General features: G+C 50.1%; 18 protein-coding genes. 9 read left to right on the top strand and 9 right to left on the bottom strand.

From position 1 onward, the window contains the following. The 4 genes from DEF47_RS14510 to dprA form a co-directional block, all read right to left on the bottom strand. Positions 1-935, bottom strand: a 935-nt coding sequence (locus tag DEF47_RS14510) for a DUF4349 domain-containing protein (protein ID WP_287045203.1), incomplete at its 3' end; no start/stop codon positions are given. 126 nt (positions 936-1061) lie between these two features. After that, entirely contained in the window at positions 1062-2207 is a 1146-nt protein-coding gene (locus DEF47_RS14515; protein WP_012192066.1) for an AI-2E family transporter, read from the bottom strand. Positions 2208-2236: 29 nt separating this feature from the next. Continuing rightward, positions 2237-2680, bottom strand: coding sequence for a Fur family transcriptional regulator (locus DEF47_RS14520; RefSeq protein ID WP_012192067.1), 444 nt, complete (start codon positions 2678-2680; stop codon positions 2237-2239). A gap of 20 nt (positions 2681-2700) precedes the next feature. Beyond that, the gene (gene dprA / locus DEF47_RS14525; RefSeq protein ID WP_012192068.1) at positions 2701-3810 is read right to left on the bottom strand and encodes a DNA-processing protein DprA; all 1110 of its coding nucleotides are present in this window, start codon (positions 3808-3810) and stop codon (positions 2701-2703) included. 147 nt (positions 3811-3957) lie between these two features. Here dprA and DEF47_RS14530 point away from each other — a divergent pair, with 147 nt between their 5' ends. After that, positions 3958-6840: a PAS domain S-box protein gene (locus DEF47_RS14530; protein ID WP_287045204.1), complete on the top strand. Its 2883-nt coding sequence runs from the start codon at positions 3958-3960 to the stop codon at positions 6838-6840. A 36-nt stretch (positions 6841-6876) separates the two neighbouring features. Then, complete coding sequence (locus tag DEF47_RS14535; protein ID WP_041304912.1) at positions 6877-7083, top strand: hypothetical protein; 207 nt, start codon at positions 6877-6879, stop codon at positions 7081-7083. A gap of 203 nt (positions 7084-7286) precedes the next feature. On the opposite strand, the gene DEF47_RS14540 is transcribed toward DEF47_RS14535, so the two are convergent. Then, positions 7287-7964 (bottom strand): uracil-DNA glycosylase, encoded by a 678-nt coding sequence (locus DEF47_RS14540; protein WP_012192070.1) that lies wholly within the window; start codon positions 7962-7964, stop codon positions 7287-7289. Positions 7965-8111: 147 nt separating this feature from the next. On the opposite strand from DEF47_RS14540, the gene DEF47_RS14545 reads away from it, so the two are divergent. Beyond that, positions 8112-10700, top strand: a complete 2589-nt coding sequence (locus DEF47_RS14545; protein ID WP_012192071.1) for a CHRD domain-containing protein — start codon at positions 8112-8114, stop codon at positions 10698-10700. 52 nt (positions 10701-10752) lie between these two features. On the opposite strand, the gene DEF47_RS14550 is transcribed toward DEF47_RS14545, so the two are convergent. Together DEF47_RS14550 and DEF47_RS14555 are read right to left on the bottom strand one after the other, a co-directional pair. Then, positions 10753-10947, bottom strand: a complete 195-nt coding sequence (locus DEF47_RS14550; protein WP_041304915.1) for a hypothetical protein — start codon at positions 10945-10947, stop codon at positions 10753-10755. 215 nt (positions 10948-11162) lie between these two features. Beyond that, a complete protein-coding gene (locus tag DEF47_RS14555) occupies positions 11163-11693 on the bottom strand; it encodes a GNAT family N-acetyltransferase (protein ID WP_012192072.1) in 531 nt (176 codons plus the stop codon). A gap of 193 nt (positions 11694-11886) precedes the next feature. Here DEF47_RS14555 and DEF47_RS14560 point away from each other — a divergent pair, with 193 nt between their 5' ends. From DEF47_RS14560 to DEF47_RS14570, 3 genes are read left to right on the top strand one after another with little or no spacing between them, the layout of a single operon-like run. Further along, a complete protein-coding gene (locus DEF47_RS14560; RefSeq protein ID WP_012192073.1) occupies positions 11887-12444 on the top strand; it encodes a hypothetical protein in 558 nt (185 codons plus the stop codon). 43 nt (positions 12445-12487) lie between these two features. Next, complete coding sequence (locus DEF47_RS14565; RefSeq protein ID WP_012192074.1) at positions 12488-14053, top strand: acyl-CoA mutase large subunit family protein; 1566 nt, start codon at positions 12488-12490, stop codon at positions 14051-14053. Further along, a complete protein-coding gene (locus tag DEF47_RS14570; RefSeq protein ID WP_287045206.1) occupies positions 14040-14213 on the top strand; it encodes a hypothetical protein in 174 nt (57 codons plus the stop codon). The genes DEF47_RS14565 and DEF47_RS14570 overlap by 14 nt, the downstream gene beginning before the upstream one ends. On the opposite strand, the gene DEF47_RS14575 is transcribed toward DEF47_RS14570, so the two are convergent. Further along, positions 14210-16804 (bottom strand): RecQ family ATP-dependent DNA helicase, encoded by a 2595-nt coding sequence (locus tag DEF47_RS14575; protein ID WP_012192075.1) that lies wholly within the window; start codon positions 16802-16804, stop codon positions 14210-14212. The two genes, DEF47_RS14570 and DEF47_RS14575, sit on opposite strands and share 4 nt — an antisense overlap. Positions 16805-17075: 271 nt before the next feature. Here DEF47_RS14575 and DEF47_RS14580 point away from each other — a divergent pair, with 271 nt between their 5' ends. From DEF47_RS14580 to DEF47_RS14590, 3 genes are all read left to right on the top strand, one after another. After that, positions 17076-18290 carry an aspartate aminotransferase family protein gene (locus DEF47_RS14580; RefSeq protein WP_012192076.1) on the top strand — a complete coding sequence of 405 codons (1215 nt, stop codon included), beginning with the start codon at positions 17076-17078 and terminating at the stop codon, positions 18288-18290. A 255-nt stretch (positions 18291-18545) separates the two neighbouring features. Continuing rightward, the gene (locus tag DEF47_RS14585; RefSeq protein WP_012192077.1) at positions 18546-19067 is read left to right on the top strand and encodes an O-acetyl-ADP-ribose deacetylase; all 522 of its coding nucleotides are present in this window, start codon (positions 18546-18548) and stop codon (positions 19065-19067) included. 340 nt (positions 19068-19407) lie between these two features. Beyond that, positions 19408-19818 carry a hypothetical protein gene (locus tag DEF47_RS14590; protein WP_012192078.1) on the top strand — a complete coding sequence of 137 codons (411 nt, stop codon included), beginning with the start codon at positions 19408-19410 and terminating at the stop codon, positions 19816-19818. Between the two features lie 40 nt (positions 19819-19858). Here DEF47_RS14590 and DEF47_RS14595 read toward each other — a convergent pair whose 3' ends face one another. Next, the gene (locus DEF47_RS14595) at positions 19859-20767 is read right to left on the bottom strand and encodes a hypothetical protein (RefSeq protein ID WP_012192079.1); all 909 of its coding nucleotides are present in this window, start codon (positions 20765-20767) and stop codon (positions 19859-19861) included. Positions 20768-20784: the final 17 nt, after the last annotated feature.

Raw genomic sequence — 20784 nt, forward strand, 5'->3', positions numbered from 1 at the left:
TTGCCAATTTCCAACACATCGTCCCAAGCACCAGTTGCGGCGGCGAGCGGTGTCCAGCCTGGACGTTCGGCTTTAGCTAAGGCATTGCGAATATTTTGACCAATATCAATTTTGGTAAACATGCTGTAATCAGCGGTTTTGGGCCGAATCAACAAGGTAATCATGCTCATCGAAGCGCTATCGCTTAGATATTTTTGGCGGCCTTTAATCATTTCGATTTGGCTTTCGTATTGCGCCAAAGTTTCATTGATTTTAATCGTGTCGGCGATGGTTTCGGCTTTGGCCAGCAATTCACGAATGCGTGCAGCAGTGGCTTCTAAGTTGGTTAATCGTGATTGATTATCGACAAATTCTTCGGTAACATCTTGGCCAGAAACTTCACGGCGCACAACTTCGAGTTTATTTTCTTCAAAGGCATTCAAGGCTTTTTCAAATTGATCAGCCGGAACCCGAAAGGCCAGCGAAATATAGGCTTGATCTTCGTCATTGCTGCTAGCATCGTCAGTCAAAACAATGTAGCCACCCAAGCGTAGCACCATATTTTCAATTTGGGTACTGGCCAAACGCATTTGCTTATAATCAATTAAGGCTTCAACATCAGCATTTTTAATTACCAAACGATCAGTAGCTTGGTTGGGGGCGGCACTTGGTTCTTGTGAATTTTCAGCATCGGCAGGAGCAGCCCCGCCAAGTGCCGGCGCAGCAGCAACATCGGATTCATCCATTAAACCATCGGTAGTTACTTGACGCTCCATCTCAGCGGCTGGCGCAGATTCCGGCATTGCAGCTTGATCCAAAGCATCGGAAACAGTTTGGAATTTATCGCTTGCTGAATTACCCGAACCATTTAACAACGTTGTCACGATAAAAAAGAACACCAAGACAGCAGCGCCAATCGCCAATAAACGTTTGCGTGAGCGAATTTGGGTTAACATACCAATTTCCTTTCGCGGGATGGGTCAAATTTTGGATTGTCGCGACGTTTCTAGAGCATCAACGTTACGAATGTTCAATTTGTTCCCGACTAAATAGCTATTTAGCCATCCGCTCAAAAATTGATACTAGATCCCTTGACGTTTGCGCAATGTGGGGCGGCGACGCAATTGAGTTCGGCGCACGATTGGAGCTTTAGCCTGAACGGCTAGCGACTCCGCCGCAGGTTGGGCTTCACGAATCCGTTTGATCCAAAATTCTTCAACCAATGCTTGGCCAACCACCGCCAATGGAATCGCAATCACCCCGCCGATAATCCCCAAAAGCTCGATCCCGCTAAACAAGGCCAAAATCGTGATCACTGGATGGGTTTCGACTGCGTGGCCCATGACTTTTGGCGCAATGATATGCACTTCAATATTGCCAACAATCAAATGCAACACCAGCACCCAAACCGCCAACATCGGCTGCACCGTGAAGGCCACGAGCATGGTCAGAATGGTGGCCACGAAACCGCCAACATAGGGAATTAGCTCAAGCATGCCGCCAATTACGCCTAAGGCGACCGGATAGGGTACGCCCAACATCCACAAGCCCATACCAAAACAAACGGCATAGAAGGTGGCAACTGTCAGTTGCGCCCAAACCCAACGCCCAAGGCGGCGGCCAATCACATTGGTCACATTGATTAAGCGTTCTTGAAAGCGATTGGGAATCATCAATTTGATAAAATTGCTGGCAACATTGGCGCGGCTAACCAGGAAAAAAGCTAAAACCAACACCACAATAAAATTAATAATCACACCCATCAAGGTGCGCCCAAAAGTGAAGGCTGCGCCACTAAACCCACCAACGACTGTACCCGCGTAATGTGCCGCCTGACCAGCCAAATCGCCAGTGGGCAAGGGTACACGCAAGGTTGGAAACTGTTGGGCCAGCCAAGCGCTAGCTTGTTGGGTTGGTTGGCGCACCAAATTAGGGAATTGCTCAGCCAGAAGTCGCACCTGTTGACTAACCATTGGCACTAGCACAAAGCCCAAACTAATAAACATCGCAATAATGATTGTATAAATCACCAAAATTGTGATGGGGCGGGCGATGCGCAATTGTTCAAAGCGTTGCACCACCCCCGAAATTGCCACTGCTAGCAGCACCGCCACAAAAAACAGCACCAACACATGATTCAGCAGAATCGTAATCCAGACCCCTGAAAAAATCAGCAGTGTCCAGCCGACGGTGCGGGCACTCACTCGCACGGTTAATTCTTTGGGCATATGCGCTACCTTCCATCGACCCGAAACACTTAGCCTAGCCGTGGGTTTAGCCGCAGTTCAGGGCGATTATGTTGACATTGACCACACAGGCCAAAGGCTTCGAGGGCATGACCTTGAATCACAAAGCCAGTCGATTTCCCAAGCTGATTCAAAATGCCATCGAGATCGCAGGTATTAAAAGCAACCGCAGTGCCACAACGGGTACAAACTAATTGATGTTGATGGGGGTGGGCTGGCAAATAGGCATGATCACCTTCATCGTGGTGAATCCGAGCCAACCAATGGCTAGCCGCCAGCATATCCAAGGTGCGATAAATCGTGGCGCGACCAACATCGGGCAATTCGACCACAAGTTGTTCAGCGGTAAATGCTTCGCGGCGGCTGGCAATCGTGCGAACAATCAAGCGCCGTGGGCCAGTCATGCGACAACCTTGCTCGTTCAGCGAGCGTAAAACATCATTTTCCCAAGCCATACAAAAATTTCCTTACTAGGTTATGAGAGATCATAGGGTGCAGGCGTTTCGCGAGCAAGCACATAATGCATTCCACCAACATGGCGAACCATGCCTTTGAGTTCCATCAAGCCCAAGGTTGCCGCCAGATCATGGGCCGCTAGCCCACACGAGCGCCCTAATTCGTCGATGTGGGTGGGCTGACCACTCAAATGGGGCAAGAGCAAGGCCTCAGCGGGTGTTTCGGGCACAATCGTACTGACCGTTTGTTGGGCTTGCGCTTGATGCAGATTCAGCTGCTCCAGCAATTGCTCGACTGAACGCAAGGGTGTTGCACCATCGACGATTAATTGATTTGGTCCATCGCTGCTATGACTGAGAATTGAGCCAGGCACGGCAAACACATCACGACCTTGTTCGAGCGCAAAGCGGGCAGTAATTAATGCGCCGCTACGTTCGCCTGCTTCAACTACAATTGTTGCCAAACTTAGCCCGCTAATCAAGCGATTACGCGCGGGGAAGTTGCCACTCAATGGCTCGGTCGTCGGGGCATACTCCGAAAGCAAGGCTCCCTGTTGGCTCACATCAGCCGCTAATTGGCGATGTTGGGAAGGGTAAATCTGTTGCAGCCCGCTGCCAAGCACCGCCAAGGTGCGCCCATTATTATCTAAGGCGGTGCGATGGGCGATTGCATCGATGCCCAAGGCCAAACCAGAAACCACCGTCAACCCTGCGCGGGCTAACTCGCCAGCAAACTTATAGGTGACCTCACGACCATAGGGGGTAGGGTTGCGCGTACCGACAATTGCTACCGCCCAACGATCAGTTTCAATCAGTGAACCACGCAAATACAGCAACGGCGGCACAGGATCAATTGTGTGCAGCATGGCTGGAAAGTCCGAATCAGTTTGCAGCACAACCTTGATGTTTTGTTCAGCAATTGTGCGCAGCTCGGCCTCAAGGTCTAAATGTTGTTGCGCATGCTGCAAGGCTTGAATGCTGCGACGATCCAAACCCGCCGCCCGCCAATCGTCGAGCGTAGCCGACCAAGCTGCCGCCGCCGAGCCACAATGCTTAATCAGGGCTTGGAGGCGCTGTGGTCCTATACCAGGAGTGAGATTAAAGGCAATGTAGGCATGACGTTCATCCATTGCAGACTCCCACACATGTGTAACGCTTTAATTATACATCAGTCAAGTAGGTAGCAAAAGCAAATAGGAATTGCGGGCGGTATCAAAAGCTATGTGCTTCACGGTATAATGAAGCTATTATGGCTTTTTTCCACACTGGCCGAGTTTATGAATAGTTTTAGCGCTACGTCCTTCCAACCAGCCATGGAGCAACCAACGCTCGCTGAATTAACCCAAACTATCGCTCGTTTAGAGGCTGAGCTGGCTGCTACCAAGCAGGCCTTGCTCGCCAGCGAACAGCGCAATCTGCAATTTTTTCAACAAACTCAAGCGATTGAGTTAATTGTTGAGCCTGATACTTGGCGAGTTTTGGCGGCCAATGCTGCTGCTTGCCGTTTTTATGGCTATAGCCAAGCCGAGTTTAGTAATCTCAACGTTCGCGATTTAAATGTATTGACCAGTAAAGAACATCGGGTGGCCATTCGCAACGGTGAGCTTGGTGGTAGCAATCGCTATGAGTTTCGCCATCGCTTACGTTCAGGAATGGTCTGCGATGTTGAAGTTTATATCACTCCCTTTGAATATCAACAGCAACCAGCCTTATTTTGTTTAATTCACGACGTAACTGCCCATAAACAGACGATTCGCCAAATGCAACGCCAAAATGCCTATCTTGGCTCGCTGCACGATGTGACCTTGGCCTTGATCGATCAGGCCGCCCTGCCCGATTTGCTCGAAATTATTCTGTGGAAGGCAACCGATTTGGTCGGCAGCGAATATGGTGTGATGTATATTCGCAGCGCCGATGGTCAAGCCATGGAATCTGTCGTGAGTCGCGGGGCGATCAACGTAATCCAGCACATCGAATTAGGCCAAGGTGCAGTTGGCACGGTCGGCCTTAGCGGTCAGCCATTAATTATTGATGATTACTCCGCCTGGAGTGAGCGTTTATTTACGCCGCAAGATGGTTTTGGTAATGGCCTGTTGGTATTACCATTATTCCGTGAACAAACAGTCGCTGGCGCACTAGCGATTATCTACGAGCCAAGTCAGATTCAAATTAGCATTACGATGCTTGAAATGGTGCAACAATTTGCCCGCTTTGCCTCGCTTGCACTGGAGAAGCATATGCTCTACACCGCAGCCCAAACTGAACTGGCCGAACGTCGGCGGGTCGAACAGCAGTTGCGTTCGCTGAATGAGCGGTTTGAATTGGCCCAAACGGTGCTGAATGGCGGCATCTACGATTGGGATATGATTCAGCAGACCACAGTGGTGAATCGGAGCTTTACAACGGTGTTTGGCTATACCAGTGAAGAGGTTGCCAGCAGCCCAACCTGGTGGGAAGAACATCTGCACCCCGATGATCGTGAGTTGTTCATCCAACGAACTGCCGATATTTTCGCTGGCCATAGCGATGTTTTTTCGGCTGAATATCGCTTTCTCGATCAACATCAACATTATCGCTTTGTGCAGGATCGCGGCCATGTGCTGCGTGATCCCGATGGCCAAGCTTTGCGTATGGTTGGCACACTGATCGATATCTCCGAGGAATATCGCCATATTGTTGAGATGCTGCCCTTGCCGCTGTTTGTAGTGCAGGATGATCGAATTGTCTATGCCAATCAGGCTGGACTGGCGTTGACCCAAACCACCAGCAGCGAATTGCTTAGCCAGTCGGTGCTTAGTGGCTTACGGCCACAAGATCCTGATGATTTTTATGTGCTGATTCGCCATGCCAGCACCATGCCCACCAGTTTTATTGAAACAACCTTTTTGCGCCGTGATGGCACGCCAATTTATGGCGAATGTTCAACCTCAGCAATTTTATTTGAGCATCGAAATTCAGTCCAAGTGATTATTCGCGATATTAGCGAACGCAAGCAGGCCGAGCAAAAACGCCTAGAAATTGAACAACACTTTTCAGAAACCCAAAAATTAGAAAGCCTTGGCGTGTTTGCTGGCGGGATTGCCCACGATTTCAATAATGTGTTCATGTCAATTCTTGGTAATACCCATTTAGCTATGCTCGAACTGCCTGAGCAAGCCAACCTGCGTCCGCTTTTAGCCGAAATCGAACAATCGGCCAAACGGGCAGCGCAAATCACCAAGCAAATGGTTGCCTACACCGGCCAAAATCTTGATGTGCGGCGCAGCCTGATGATCAACGAATTAGTTCAGACCTCAATTCGTTTGCTGCCCTCAAGCCTAACCCAGCAACGTCATATTCAGAGCAACTTAGCTGATAACTTGCCGCTGATCGAGGGTGATCAACAACATCTGCGCCAAGCGATCAGCAATGTACTGATCAATGCGCTTGAAGCGTCGAGCAGCGGAACGCTTACAGTTACCACCAGCTTGCGCGATTTGCAAGGAGCACCCGAGGGCCACACCTATACGACAGGCACATTTTTGCCCGCCCAATATATCGCGATTGAAATTAGCGATCAAGGCTTAGGCATGGATCATGCGACGATCTCGCGCATGTTCGACCCATTTTTTACCACCAAATTTACTGGACGCGGGTTGGGTTTAGCGGTTACTTTAGGGATTGTGCGCGGCCATCGCGGTGGCATTGCGGTCAAGAGTCGCCCTCAACAGGGCACGACAATAGGAATTTATCTGCCAATTATGACAGCAGTACAAACTGAACTAGCCAGCGAACAACCAGCCTTAGTCGATTCTGGCCCAGGCAAAATTTTGGTGATCGACGACGAGCCTGATGTACGAATCGTGATTGATCGGATTTTGCGTCGTTTGGGCTACGAAACCTTACTAGCCGAGGGTGGTAATCGGGGCATTAGCCTCTTCCGCGACCATCATCAAGAAATTGCGGGCGTTTTTCTCGACCTAACCATGCCCGATCTCGATGGTCAAAGCACGCTCGAAGTGCTCAAACAGATTCAGCCTGAGATTCGCGTGGTGATTATGAGCGGCTATAATGAACAACAAGTGAGCCAACAATTTGGTACTACTGGTACAACCCAATTTCTGGCAAAACCATTTATGATTGAGGAGATCCGCGATAAGCTCACGGCATTACGGCTCTAGCCATGCCGCGTTGGCAATTTTTTGAAAGGGGCAGTTATGTCTCGGCGTTCTCCCAAACCATCACCATGGCCACGGCGGTTTATGTACATTACAGGCATTGTGATGGTGATTTTCTTTGCGGTAGCATTGACGGGCTTATACAGTGGTAATTTTGCCTTAGCCTTCCCGATGTTTGTTGGTTTGACTGCGTTGATGTTGTTTATGATTATTTTGCTCTTTTTACACAACCGCCTCAATCGTTAGCCAAGCCTAAATCCCCTCAACCTTACTCCTTCCATGAATGATTGCTTGCGTTCCCTCACCCCAACCCCTCTCCCACTGCGGCGGGAGAGGGGCATTCCAATCTGATGAGATGGTTTCCCTCGCCTGCTGGGCGGGAGAGGGGCTAGGGGTGAGGGCATGAAAATCGGCTACAAATCCTCCCCAGTCATTGTTCAAAACCTACCTTATAAATTTGGAATTTGCCAATCGATTTGGCTTTGACCATGAGCCTCAAGGGCTGCGTTGATTTTAGAGAATGGGCGGCTGCCAAAAAAACCATTATCGGCCGAAAGTGGCGAGGGATGCGCCGATTGAATAATCGTATGGCGGCTGTTGTCGATTAAGCTAGCCTTCTTTTGGGCATATGCTCCCCACAATACAAACACTACATGCTCTGGTTTGGCATTGACCTGGCGAATCACGGCATCGGTGAATTTCTCCCAGCCGCGATTTTTATGTGAATTGGCGGTATGCGCCCGTACCGTCATCACCGCATTGATCATTAACATACCTTGTTTGGCCCACGGTAGCAGGTAGCCATTATTAGGCACAACACAACCAAGATCAGTTTTGAGTTCCTTGAACATATTTTTGAGCGATGGCGGCGCTTTGATCCCAGGCAGCACCGAGAAACATAAGCCATGCGCTTGGCCTGGGCCATGGTAAGGATCTTGCCCCAACAACAGCACTTTGGTTTGCTCAGGCGAGGTTAATTCTAAAGCTGAAAAAACTTGATCTTCTGGCGGGAACACCTGTTGTTCAGCCCGTTCGGCGGCGACAAATGCTTCGAGATCGTTCCAATAGGGCTTGCTGGTTTCGTCGGCGAGCACTGGTTGCCACAAAGCAGGAATCGTTAATGCCATCGTTGTTGTCCTCATATTCACACAAAGTTGGCTCTTGCATCTGCACAAGTTGCCCATATCATACAGCTTAAGAATCACCCAAGCCTGTGTCAATGGTTGTCACAAGCTTGGAGTAGCTGAAGTTGGCTTTGAGTAAGGAGTATCAGTGTGCTGAATCGGTTTCGAACACCTCGCATGTTCTCGTTCGTAACATTGCTCTCGCTATTTAGCCTTGTCGTTGGTCTAAACTTAGCCCAAGCAGCCCCGCGCACCACTCAAGGCGGTGGTGGCTTTACCCCAGGCAATTTGGTGGTAGTACGGGTTGGTAATGGCAGTGGCACGCTTTCAAATGCTGCAACTCCAGTTTTTCTCGATGAGTACACCCCCAACGGCGATTTTGTGCAAGCTGTTGCTATGCCAACTGCCTTGAATGGCAATAATCGCCGCCTTACCATGTCGGGTTCGGCAACCTCGGAGGGTGCACTCAGCCTTTCAGGCGATGGTCAGTGGTTATTGCTAGCAGGCTACGATGCTGATGTTGGTACGACGAGTGTTGCATCAAGCAATAGTGCCACGGTCAATCGGGTGGTTGCCAAAGTCAGCCTCAGTAGCCTAATTGATACAACCAACGTGATTACTGATGCCTATAGCGCTAACAATATTCGTGGCGCAACAGGTAACGGCGACAACCTTTGGGCAACCGGAACTGGTAATCCGGGCGGAGTACGTTTTCTGAATGGGATGGGCACAACCACAACCTTGATCACCCCAACCAACACCCGCGTTGTACATACCTATGGTGGTAATCTCTACTTCTCGTCATCATCAGCTACATCGCGTGGTATTTTCCAAATTGGCAATGGCCTGCCAACCAGCGCAGGCCAAACGATTACGCCAATCGCTAGCGCAACCTCGCCCTATGGCTTTGTCTTTTTAGATCGTGAGCCAAGTGTGGCAGGCGTTGACACGTTGTATGTGGTTGATGATACATCAACAAACTTGCGTAAATTCTCCTTCGATGGCACAACCTGGACATTGCAAGGTGTTTGGGCTGAGCCAAGCACTGGGTTTCATATTGCAGCCCAAGATAATGGAGCCAACGGCGTTGATTTATACCTGACTCGCGGAACCAATAGCCTGAGCAAATTGACCGATACCGCAGCTTATAACCAACCAATTAATGCTGCGGCCCTAAATCCCATCGTTCCGGTTGGGGCCAACACAGCGTTTCGTGGAATTATCGTTGTGCCCAGCCCAGTTCAAGCTACGCCAACTCCCACTGAAACTGCGACAGTAACGCCGAGCGAAACCCCATCGCCAACCGCCGTGCCAAGCTGTTTGCGCTTTATGGTTAGTTTGGAAGGCTCGCAAGAAGTACCACCAAGTGGCAGCAATGCAACTGGCGGTGGCACAGTCGATGTTGATACCGTCAACAATATTTTGAGCTATAACCTCAGCTACCAAGGCTTGAGCGGCACCGAAACGGCTGCGCATATTCACGGTTTTGCTCCACGCGGAGCCAATGCTGGCGTTTTAGTTGGCTTGAGCACTGGTTCGCCCAAAGTTGGCATCTTCAACTACAGCGAAGCCCAAGAAGCCAATATTTTGGCCGGCCAAGCCTACGTCAATATTCATACCGATAGTTTCCCTGGTGGCGAAATTCGCGGTCAAATCGATGGTGCAACGATTAATTGTCCACCGCCAACCGCTACGCCAACCGAAACGACTACTCCAACTGCCACTGAAACCCCATCTGCTACGCCAATTCCAAGCTGTTTGCGCTTTATGGTTAGTTTGGAAGGTTCGCAGGAAGTGCCGCCAAGCGGCAGCACTGCAACTGGCGGCGGCACAGTCGATGTTGATACCGTCAACAATATTTTGAGCTATAACCTCAGCTACCAGGGCTTGAGCGGCACCGAAACGGCTGCGCATATTCACGGTTTTGCCCCACGTGGAGCCAATGCTGGAGTCTTAATTGGCTTGAGCACTGGTTCGCCCAAAGTTGGCACCTTCAACTACGCTGAGAATCAAGAAGCCAATATTTTGGCCGGCCAAACCTACGTTAATATTCATACCGATAGTTTCCCTGGTGGCGAAATTCGCGGCCAAATCGATGGTGCGACGATTAATTGTCCACCGCCAACCGCAACCCCGACCGAAACTGTTACGCCAAGCGCTACGGCAACTGCGACCGCAACCGCAACAGGCACGGCCACACCAAGCCTAACCCCAATCGTTACACCACCACCAAGCTGTATCACCATGACGGTAAGTGGCAGTGGTTCGCAAGAAGTACCACCGAATAACAGCAATGGCATGGTGATGGGCATGATTGAAATTAATACGGTTGCCAACACGATCAACTACAATCTCAGCTACCACGATTTGAGCAGCGCCGAAACTGCCGCGCATATTCATGGTTTTGCGCCGCGTGGCTCGAATGCTGGCGTATTATTCAACTTGCCGCTTGGTGCTAGCAAAGTTGGCTCGGTCAGCTACGCCGAAAATCAAGAAGCCAATATTTTGGCCGGCCAGACCTACATTAATATTCATAGCAGCAATTTCCCGGGTGGCGAGCTTCGCGCCCAGCTTGATGGTGCAACCGCCTTATGTGCCACCCCAACACCTACGGCGACAGGGACTGCTACGAACACGCCAACCAACACAGCGACGGCGACAGTGACCAATACCCCAACTAATACCGCCACTGCTGTGCCGCCAACCTTTAGAATCTACCTGCCATTGACCATGAAATAAACCAAAAAGCCGCTGGATCAAGCTTGATCCAGCGGCTTTGAATTTAATCGGGTTAATGCCAGAAATTAATTCCCAAGAAGCCGAGCAGACCTCCAACCAACAACGTGCTAGTCAGGGTTACGCCCAAAAGCATAAATAACACTAGAGCTGCCAGCAAATAACCTGCACTGAAAAAGAAGATTCCTTCCCAACCAACATCGTGAGGAGGCAAATCGAAGAGTTTTGAGGGTTCGGGTGATTGTTGCATGAATTAGGCTACCTCGGGGTGGTCACGCTGATTTCGGCAGGGCGGAGGGCCGGGACTCCCACCGCCGCACGCCAGTCACGGACACACCAGACCACTTCTGGTCTATGAATTCGATTATAGGGTGGTTTAAAACAATTAACTATGGTCAGATTGCCATAAGCTCATGGCCCAATTGTTGTGGAAAGTATACAAGATTGTGCAATTTGCCAAGCAACTTACCAAACTTCGCCTTCGCGCCATTCGGCTGAAATTGGCGCATCCAGATCGATCAGACCGGTTTTGGGCAAACGCAGAACCATTACTTCTTCATCAGGAGTTGGCTCAATGCCTTGCTCGGTGCGAATCGACAACCGCCCGCGCCAGAGTTCCCAACCAAGCCGCTGATAAAACGCTGCATCCGATGGACTAAGCGCGGCTAGCTCAAAATCGTTGATAGCATTGGCTAAATGACGCAAGACGTGGCTGGCATAGCCCTTTTTTTGATGATCGGGATGGGTGGCGACCGCTTCGATATAAGCAGTCCGGCGGGGAGCTTCGTCGCCAATTTGCAACCAGCGCTCAACCCACATCGCATGGCTGACCAACTCTGAGCCAAGCCAGCCCAGTACATGCACCGGATTTTCATAAATCAGGTAAGGCGCAAAATCTTCTTCGTAGGCTAAACTACATAGTTCTAAAATCGCCCGTGCTTGATCAGTGGTTAAATCGGCACTTTTGCAAATTTGCAGAGTTAATTCGCCAGCCATTGCAGCATCCTTCCAAATCAAAAAAAGCTTAGGGAAGCCTAGCATAGCCTGAGCAAATTGGCATGCAACTCAAGGCCGATCGGGGTAGTGCAAATCGCATGCTGCTGGCGCGAAAGCATTACCGCCTAAGCTAGCGTTGTGTAGTATACTAAGCCACAACGCTATTCTATTCTTCTCTAGCTGGTGTGCTGCTATGACGAACGCTGCGTACACACGCCTAAAACCGCAGATCATCACCGGTCGCCGGATTCTGCTGACGGCTTTTGTTACCCCGAATGACGATTATTTTGAGCCGCCCGACGGATGGATCGACCCGATTGAAGTTGCGCTCTATGGCAATAGTTTTGGCTGTAATTTGGCAACGCCCAATGGCAACAAACGCTATATCGATTCCTACAACCGCGATGAGGTGTTGTGGACGACCAATAGTTTGATGCAAAATTGCCAGTTGCGGCCAGATTGGGGCTACTCCAATAATTCAACTCTTGATCTGAGCCGCTTGGCTCGGTTCGTTGGGCGGTTTACCAAGGCATGTGTGGCAATCTATCGCCATAATCATCCTCCAGTTACGGTTGGGATGGCAATTATTCCTGCTCAAGGGCTACAATTGCTCGATAGTCAGACCAATTCGCCATTTGGGCCGTTGGTAACCCAAGCGCGGGTGGTGGCGCAAACGGCGCTTGAGGCAGGAGCCGACGAACGTTTGCTGCAAACGATTCGCGATGGTTTATTATCTAGTGCAGGCAGCTAAAATGGTAGCTCAGTTAGCGCTCGCAGACACAACGAGGTGATTGATGGGCAGTCAAATTACAACTGATGCTGGCATTCCAGTTGAGCCAATTTATCGTGATAACGACCGCCAGCCCGAACCTGATGCTGGCCAGTTTCCCTATACACGCGGCATTTACCCCACGATGTATCGAGGCCGTTTGTGGACGATGCGTCAATATGCTGGCTTTGCTTCAGCCCACGAAACCAACGAACGCTTCCGCTATTTGCTCAACCAAGGTCAAATGGGGCTTTCCGTCGCTTTCGATCTACCAACCCAGCTTGGCCTCGACTCGGATGATCCACGAGCTGAGGGCGAGGTTGGCAAGGTCGGGGTGGCAATCGATTCAATCGACGATATGGCAACCTTATTCGCGGGCATTCCGCTGGATAAAGTTAGTACCTCGATGACGATTAATGCGCCCGCCAGTGTGCTGTTGCTGTTATACGAGTTGGTTGGCGCTCAACAAGGCGCGGCCTCGAAAACGCTCACGGGCACAATTCAAAATGATATTCTCAAGGAATACGCTGCTCGTGGCACCTATATCTTTCCGCCACGGCCTTCGATGCGGCTGATTACCGATACCTTTGCTTATTGCGCCGAGCGGATTCCACGCTGGAACACGATTAGCATCAGCGGCTATCATATTCGCGAGGCTGGGGCAACGGCGGTGCAAGAATTGGCCTTTACCTTGGCCAACGGCATTGCCTACGTTCAGGGCGCAATTGATGCTGGCTTGCATGTCGATGAATTTGGCCCACGCTTATCGTTCTTCTTCAATGCCCACAACAATTTCTTCGAAGAAATCGCCAAATTCCGCGCTGCTCGCCGCATGTGGGCCACAATTATGCGTGAGCGTTTTGGTGCAACCGATGAACGCGCCTTGACCTTGCGCTTCCACACCCAAACTGGCGGCTCGACCTTAACCTCACAGCAACCACTCAATAACGTGGTGCGGGTAACCTTGCAAGCGTTGGCGGCGGTGATGGGCGGCACGCAATCGCTGCACACCAACGGCTTTGATGAAGCGCTTTCGTTGCCCACCACCGAAGCTGCAACCCTCGCCTTGCGCACCCAACAGGTCATCGCCTATGAAAGTGGCGTGACAGCTAGCGCCGATCCCTTGGGTGGTTCGTATTTGGTCGAAAGCATGACCGACGAGATCGAGCAACGCGCCTTGGAATTAATTCGGCATATCGATGATTTGGGCGGCGCAGTACGGGCTGTCGAAGATGGTTTCGTGCAAGCTCAAATTATGGACACCGCCTACGATTATCAAAATCGGGTTGAAAGTGGCGAGCAACTGGTGATTGGGGTCAACAAATTTGTAACCGATGATGCCCCAGTGCCAATCTTCAAGCCTAACGAAGCGGTAGCCGCCGAACAATGTGCCAAATTGGCCAAACTGCGGGCCGAGCGCGATCAAGCGGCGGTTGATGCGGCTTTGGCCGATTTGCAACGCGCCGCCGAGGGCAGTGCCAATGTGCTGTATCCAATGCGCGAAGCCTTGAGCCAACGGGCAACGGTGGGCGAGGTTTGTGGGGTATTGCGCCGAATTTGGGGAGAATATCGACCTGATGTGGCGATCTAAGGGTGTTATTTTAGCAAGTGTGGTGCTGATCGTGCTGATCATCACCACACTTGCCCCAAATTTATTTGAGCAGATCGATGGCAACGTTGGCAGTTATCTGATGGTTGGGGTTGCGCTAGCGGCGGTTGCTGCTTGGTGGTGGCGACGCAAACAAGCCTAGTTTGTCGGCTTGCCAGTTGTAATTAAACTCAGCAAATCTGCACCCCACTGGGCTAATTTTTGGCTGCCAATGCCTTTGATTGTGCTTAATTCTTGGGTATTGGTTGGTTGATAGGCCGCCAAATCAAATAACACGCTATCTGGAATAATCATATAGTGCGGTAGATTGAGTTTGCGGGCCTGCTCGGAGCGCCAGCTTTTGAGCAAGAGCAACAATTCGCCATCAGCCTGAAGCTGCTCATCTTTGGCCGAATCACGTTTGCCCTGAATGTTGAGCACTGGCAAGCTCTGAGGATCATTCAAAACCGCACGGCCTGCACTATTCAAGGCCAACAACGGATATAAGCCCTGCTGCTGGCGATCCAACAACTGAGCCTCAACCAACGCCTCAACCACCACCTCAATTTGCTCCATCGTGGCATGGGCTAAAACGCCATGATCCGGCGAACGTTTGGCATCGCTGACCCCTTTGAGCAAGCGCACCAAGCCAGTTCGCCCCAAGGGATAGGGCAAACGAGTCAGCGTCGCTAACACTTGCAACGCGATATCACGTTGTTGATTGCCTGTGCGTTTGGGCGCTGCCACGACTGCCACCAAGGTTGCGCCTTGATAAGCCAACGTCCCTGCATCGACCAACACATCAATCTCGGCGCGAATCGAGTCAAACGAGCGTTCGGCGAGTGCCCCAAACAACGGATGCGAACTATAACCGCGTGAGCCAGCCAAAATATGCGCCAAATCGCGACTGGTTAATTGTTGGGGATGTTCGCGCACCGCCTCAACCATAATTCGTTGATGGTCGCTGATCGCCCCGCCATTGCCCCAATTGGAGCCAACCAGCGGCATGGTTTGGGGCTGCAAAACATTTGGTGGTCGGCTGATGGTGATGCGGCCTGATTGGCAAATATCACAGGCATTGCCACAAGCAGGCAGACGTTGACCAAACTGCGCCGCCAAAATTCGATGGCGGCAATGGCTGGCCTCAACATATTGGGTTAATGAATCGAGTTGGCGTTCTTGGGTGCTGCGCCATTGCTTCAAAACTTGATACATGCGTTCGCGCGTATCTTTGGGTGAGGGCAAAACTTCGAGCAAGACTTCCCGCGCCACGCCTTCGTAGCCCAGCAAGCCTTGTTCTTGCCAAGCGAGCAAGGTTGGCTCAAGCTGGCTAGGGGCAATCCGCAGTGCAGCGGCTAAATCGAGGCTGCTCACATCTTGCCACCAACGCCCCAAGCTAAACCACTCGCAAAGTTGGTTGATTTCGGGTGTAGCTGGAGCTTCGCCACGACGTAATTTGCAAACTCGCGGCAGATCGAAATGGCGACGCACCAGCCCAACATGCTCCAAAATACCCAAGCCCACGCGCAAACGGGTTTCATCAAAGCCCGAAAGCTCCATCAGCTGAGCTTGATTGATTGTGCCTTGGCCTTTGCCGATTTGCCCCAAAACTGCCTTGTAGAGTTCGCGTAATTCTTCGACTCCGAAATGGCTGCTTTCGAGCCATTCCTTGAGTTGGCGTTTATCGAAAAAGTTGTAGAGCATAATGCAGCGCGAAATTTGGCCATCGCGGCCTGCTCGTCCGGCCTCTTGGGCATAATCTTCTAGCGATTTGGGCAAATTGGCGTGAATCACCGCCCGCACATCACGCTTATCAACACCCATGCCAAAAGCGATGGTCGCGACAATCACGCGAGTTTCGCCACGCATAAAGCGATCTTGAATGGCATCACGGTCGGGGCAGCCAGCATGATAGGCTTCGGCCACAACGCCAGTTTTGCGCAGCTGCTCGGCCAATTCTTCACAACTATTGCGCGAACGGGCATAGACAATAATTGCCCCATCAATTTGGCTGCACAAACTAAGAATCGCCGCTTGTTTTTTCTCTTTATTCGAGGCTTTGATCAACTCGAAATGTAAATTTGGCCGAAATACGTTGGTTCGCACAGTTTCTAAATCGCCAAGTTGCTCGCAGATAGCTTTTTCGGTGGCTGGGCTAGCAGTTGCCGTCAAGCCCAACACCAACGGATTGCCAAGCTCGCGCAGCGCTTCGCGAATAAACAGATAATCGGGGCGAAACGAGAAACCCCACAACGAAACACAATGGGCTTCATCGACCACAAACAACGAAATGCCAACTTGTTGCAAGGCATAAAGAAATTGGCGTTGGCGCAAACGTTCGGGCGCAACATACACCAATTTATAGCGACCCTCGCTCAAACCGCGCAAGCGTGTGCGAACTTCATCGAAGGGAATTGCGCTGTTGATAAAGGTTGCTCGTTCGCGCACCGCCTCAGGCAAGCCATCAAGCTGATCTTTCATCAAGGCAATCAGCGGCGAGATCACGATCGTGGCGTGAGGCAGCAGCAATGCAGGCAATTGGTAGCACAACGATTTACCAGCGCCAGTCGGCATCAAAGCCAGAGTTGATCGGCCAGCCATTACCCGTTCGATTACTTGTTGCTGACCACTACGAAAGCCAGGCAAGCCAAAATGCTCGCGTAAGGCTTCGGTCAACTCATTGGCTAAGGCCGTCGGCTGGGCTTCAGCTTCATCGAAGGTAAACAGCGGCGTTTCAGGATCAACCAATGTCATAAGCGCCTCAAAAGTAGCAAATCCGTTTCTAAGCATATCACATGATTGAATTGTAGATGGCAGTGGGGTGGGAAAATGATGGTGGTTGTTAACCTCATAAATCAATCTAGCTATTGGCTATTGATATGGCAATCAAGCCTGATCATTGGGTTCTTTGGAGTTTCATGAGTTTCGGCTTTATGCTGACCTTGCCTTTTGATTTTTGGCTTTCAAGAAAGTGCTACAATGCACGCCAATTGATTGTTTGCTAGCACGGGATGGAATCTAGGCCATGACACAAAGCGAACACGAAGCGATTATTGCGCAGAGTGATACATTTTTGTTGCCGCTTTACAAACGAGCCAAACTCGCTTTAGTTGGTGGCGAAGGCGCATGGTTACATGCTGCCGATGGACGACGTTTGTTGGATGCAACCGCAGGGATTGCGGTCAATGCCTTGGGTTATGGCGATGCTGAAGTGGTGGCTGCAATTCAACAAGCAGCAACAGGCTTGCTGCATACTTCAAATTTGTATTACACTGCGTCGGTCGCCGAATTGGCCCAACGTTTGGTTGATTTAACCCCATGGGCTAGTAAGGCCTTTTTCTGCAATTCGGGTACCGAGGCGATTGAAGCTAGCCTGAAATTTGCCCGCCGCTATACCTACAACCAACGCCCTGAGCAACAAACGGGCTTTGTGGCCTTTAACGATGCATTCCATGGTCGTTCGATGGGCGCGTTATCAGTTACCTCACGCGAGGCCTACCGTACTCCTTTTAATCCATTAATCCCAGGCGTGCGCTTTATCAATCTTGAATGCGATCAAGCGACGCTCGAAGCGACAATCGATGCGAGTGTTGCTGCCGTGATTGTTGAGCCAATTCAAGGTGAGGGCGGAATTCGGCCAATTAGCCCTGAATTTGCCCAGGCCTTGCGCCGCCGTTGCGATCAAGTCGATGCCTTATTGATTTTCGATGAAATTCAATGTGGCATGGGCCGAACTGGCGATGTTTGGGCACACCAAGCTTTGGGGGTCAATCCTGATATTATGGCGCTTGCCAAGCCGCTTGGTGGTGGTTTGCCGATTGGCGCAGTCTTGGTTAACGAACGGGCAGCCAAAGCGTTGAATTATGGTGATCATGGCACAACCTTTGGTGGCAACCCCTTTATTTGTAGCGTTGCCAACGTTGTTTTGCAAAAAGTTACCCATCCCACCATGTTGGATCATGTGCGCTCAGTTGGCGCAGAATTAGGGGCAGGCCTGCGCGATTTAGGCGAACGCTTTGATGTAATTAGTGCTGTACGTGGGCGTGGCTTAATGTGGGGTGTTGAATTCCAAGGCCCAACGGCGGCCCACATTACCGAAGCAGCGTTTGATCAAGGCTTGTTGTTGGTTGGTTCGGGCGCTGATGTCGTGCGGGTTATTCCACCATTGGTTATTGGACATAATGATGTTGAGCAGCTCATCACCCGTTTGGGCGATGCAATTAGCCAAGTTGTGAGCTAAATCTGGCTGAATGAAGGCACTCGGCTATCGGAATATTTTGGGGAATTGTAATGACTCCAACATCCGATAGCCAATGTGCTTTTTTGATGGATCAGTAGAATTAGTGCAGAGAGTAGGGATGAGGGATGATGAGCTAGGTGTCGCGATTCAACAATCAAATAATCAAGCAAATCTGTGCAATCTGTGGCTAAAACTTAACCTTCGTGTTCTTCGCGCTCTTCGTGGATTAGCAATTAAACTGAGAGGGAATTTCCAATGAACCAACGCATCGAAATTTTGCAAGGCGATATTACCAAATTTGCTGGTGCAGCGATTGTTAATGCTGCTAATAGCTCGTTGCTTGGTGGTGGTGGCGTTGATGGGGCGATTCATCGGGCAGCCGGCCCAAAACTTGGCTTGGAATGCCTTATGTTGGGTGGTTGTAAAACTGGCCAAGCTAAAATGACCAAAGGCTATCGCTTACCTGTTCGCTCAATCATTCATACGGTTGGGCCAGTTTGGCAGGGTGGTAATAAACACGAAGCCGAATTGCTGACCAACTGCTATCAACAGAGCCTCGAACTTGCTGCCAAACATCAGCTTGAAACGCTGGCCTTTCCAGCGATTAGCTGTGGAATTTATGGCTATCCAGTCGAATTAGCCGCCCCAATTGCGATCCAAACGATTGCCAACTTTCTTACGACCAATTCAATCCCCGAAAAAGTCAGCTTGATCTGTTTTGAAGCCACAGTTTATCAAGCCTATTGCGTCGCGTGGGAAGCCTATCAAGCCAAGTGATAGCTCATGCATCCAATTTGCTAAACCTCAATGTATATAGCTATATAAGGCTTAATCCACAATCAATACCAACCGCATACCAACGAACCAATTGATCAGTTGTCGGCGGGTGATTCAATTGTGGTATGGTTCATGCTTTGGATTCCTGACACACTATTGATAGTGGATTAAGCCAAATTCGGCCAAAAATCCCTTGATTAATCACCAAATTTCATGCAAAATTAAAATCTGATTTGTATCTAAATAGATGTGGAATAATTTGAGTGTGATGTGACCTTTAAACGATACGTTATAGCTTCTTACAATCACACCTTGGTGGCACAAGGGAAAGGACAAGCAGATGATCCTATATCGACCTGTTGGGTTAGAAGAACTAACATTAATTGCGCAAGCGGGCTATCGTTCATTCCCAGCACAATTGGCCGAGCCACCAATTGCTTATCCAATCCTCAACCTTGAGTATGCCAGCCATGTTGCTGAATCAGTCAAAACCAAGGATGCTGAGGCTGGTTATGCTGGATTTGTGGCCGAATTTGAAATAAGCGAACAATATGCTCGCCAATTTGCGGTTAAATCGGTGGGCATTCGTCGCCGTCATCGTGAACTTTTAGTGCCAATCGAAGAATTTCACAATTTCAACACCCGCATTCTTGGCCATATCAAGGTCATTGCCTCGTTCTATGGCAAGCAATTTCGCGGGATGGTCAACCCCGTAACCGCCCTCCCCACCTTCATCTCACCTGTTTTGTAACTAAACCAAGGCTTCTGATCAACTGATCAGGAGCCTTGGTTTATTCGTGAAAAGCACTCACTGGCAGGAAATCAAGGTACTTTTTAACGGCAAGATCGTCGTTAAACGGTGGCGAAAATACTTGTAATGGCAAAATAAATGTTTGAGCCACAGTTTGGCCTTGTTTATAGTTAATTGTAGGCTGAATTGCCAAAAAATCAGTTGGCAATTGCTCGATCCCATGCAATTGAAAAATGATATTTTGGCTTTGTTTTGGCTGGAGATCGATCATCGTCACTTCTACAGTTGATAGGGGTTGGGGTGGCGCATCACCAAGCATCGGTTGGCTTGCCACAGCCTTGGTTTGGGCTATGTGTAGGGTTGCTGAAATCGGATATTTAGTGCCTTTGATGCTACTAGCAAAGAGTTGGATCGCCTGATCAGTTGGATTAATCAACTCAGCTTCAAACCGTTCAGCCCGCCCCATCGTTACCACGCTATGACTACCAAGTTTGAGTGTCGCGATTGGCAAATCAAGCACTGTAAGCTCCCAATCGCCTACGGTGATAGTTTGCTCACGCTGCTGTTCATCAAGATAGCGAATTTGACTAAAGTGATAACTGCCTGGATTAAGCCCATCAAGCATTGCCAAAACCGAGAAAAACCGCGAATTGGCTGTTGCTGGCGATGGTGAAAGGGTTACTGACTGGGTGGTTAATTCGCCCTGATCGCTCACGATGGTTAATTGATTGAATTGGGGTTCGCTGGTACGGCGTGGAGTCCCAACATCAATAAATGCTAGCTGGATTGGGATTGGCTCATGAGCTTTCGCTGTAACTATTCCAACAAACTGTACCGCATAACGTCCAGCTTTATGCCAAACATCATCTGCTGCTTGGTTACCACAACTGCTAAGCAGCAAATAACATAACATGCCAATCTGCTCAATCCATCCTCGTTTAGAAAACATAAATCTCTCCATCTTTG

Origin of the sequence: Herpetosiphon sp., from assembly GCF_003512625.1 — a bacterium.
GTDB classification, from domain to species: Bacteria; Chloroflexota; Chloroflexia; order Chloroflexales; family Herpetosiphonaceae; genus Herpetosiphon; species Herpetosiphon aurantiacus.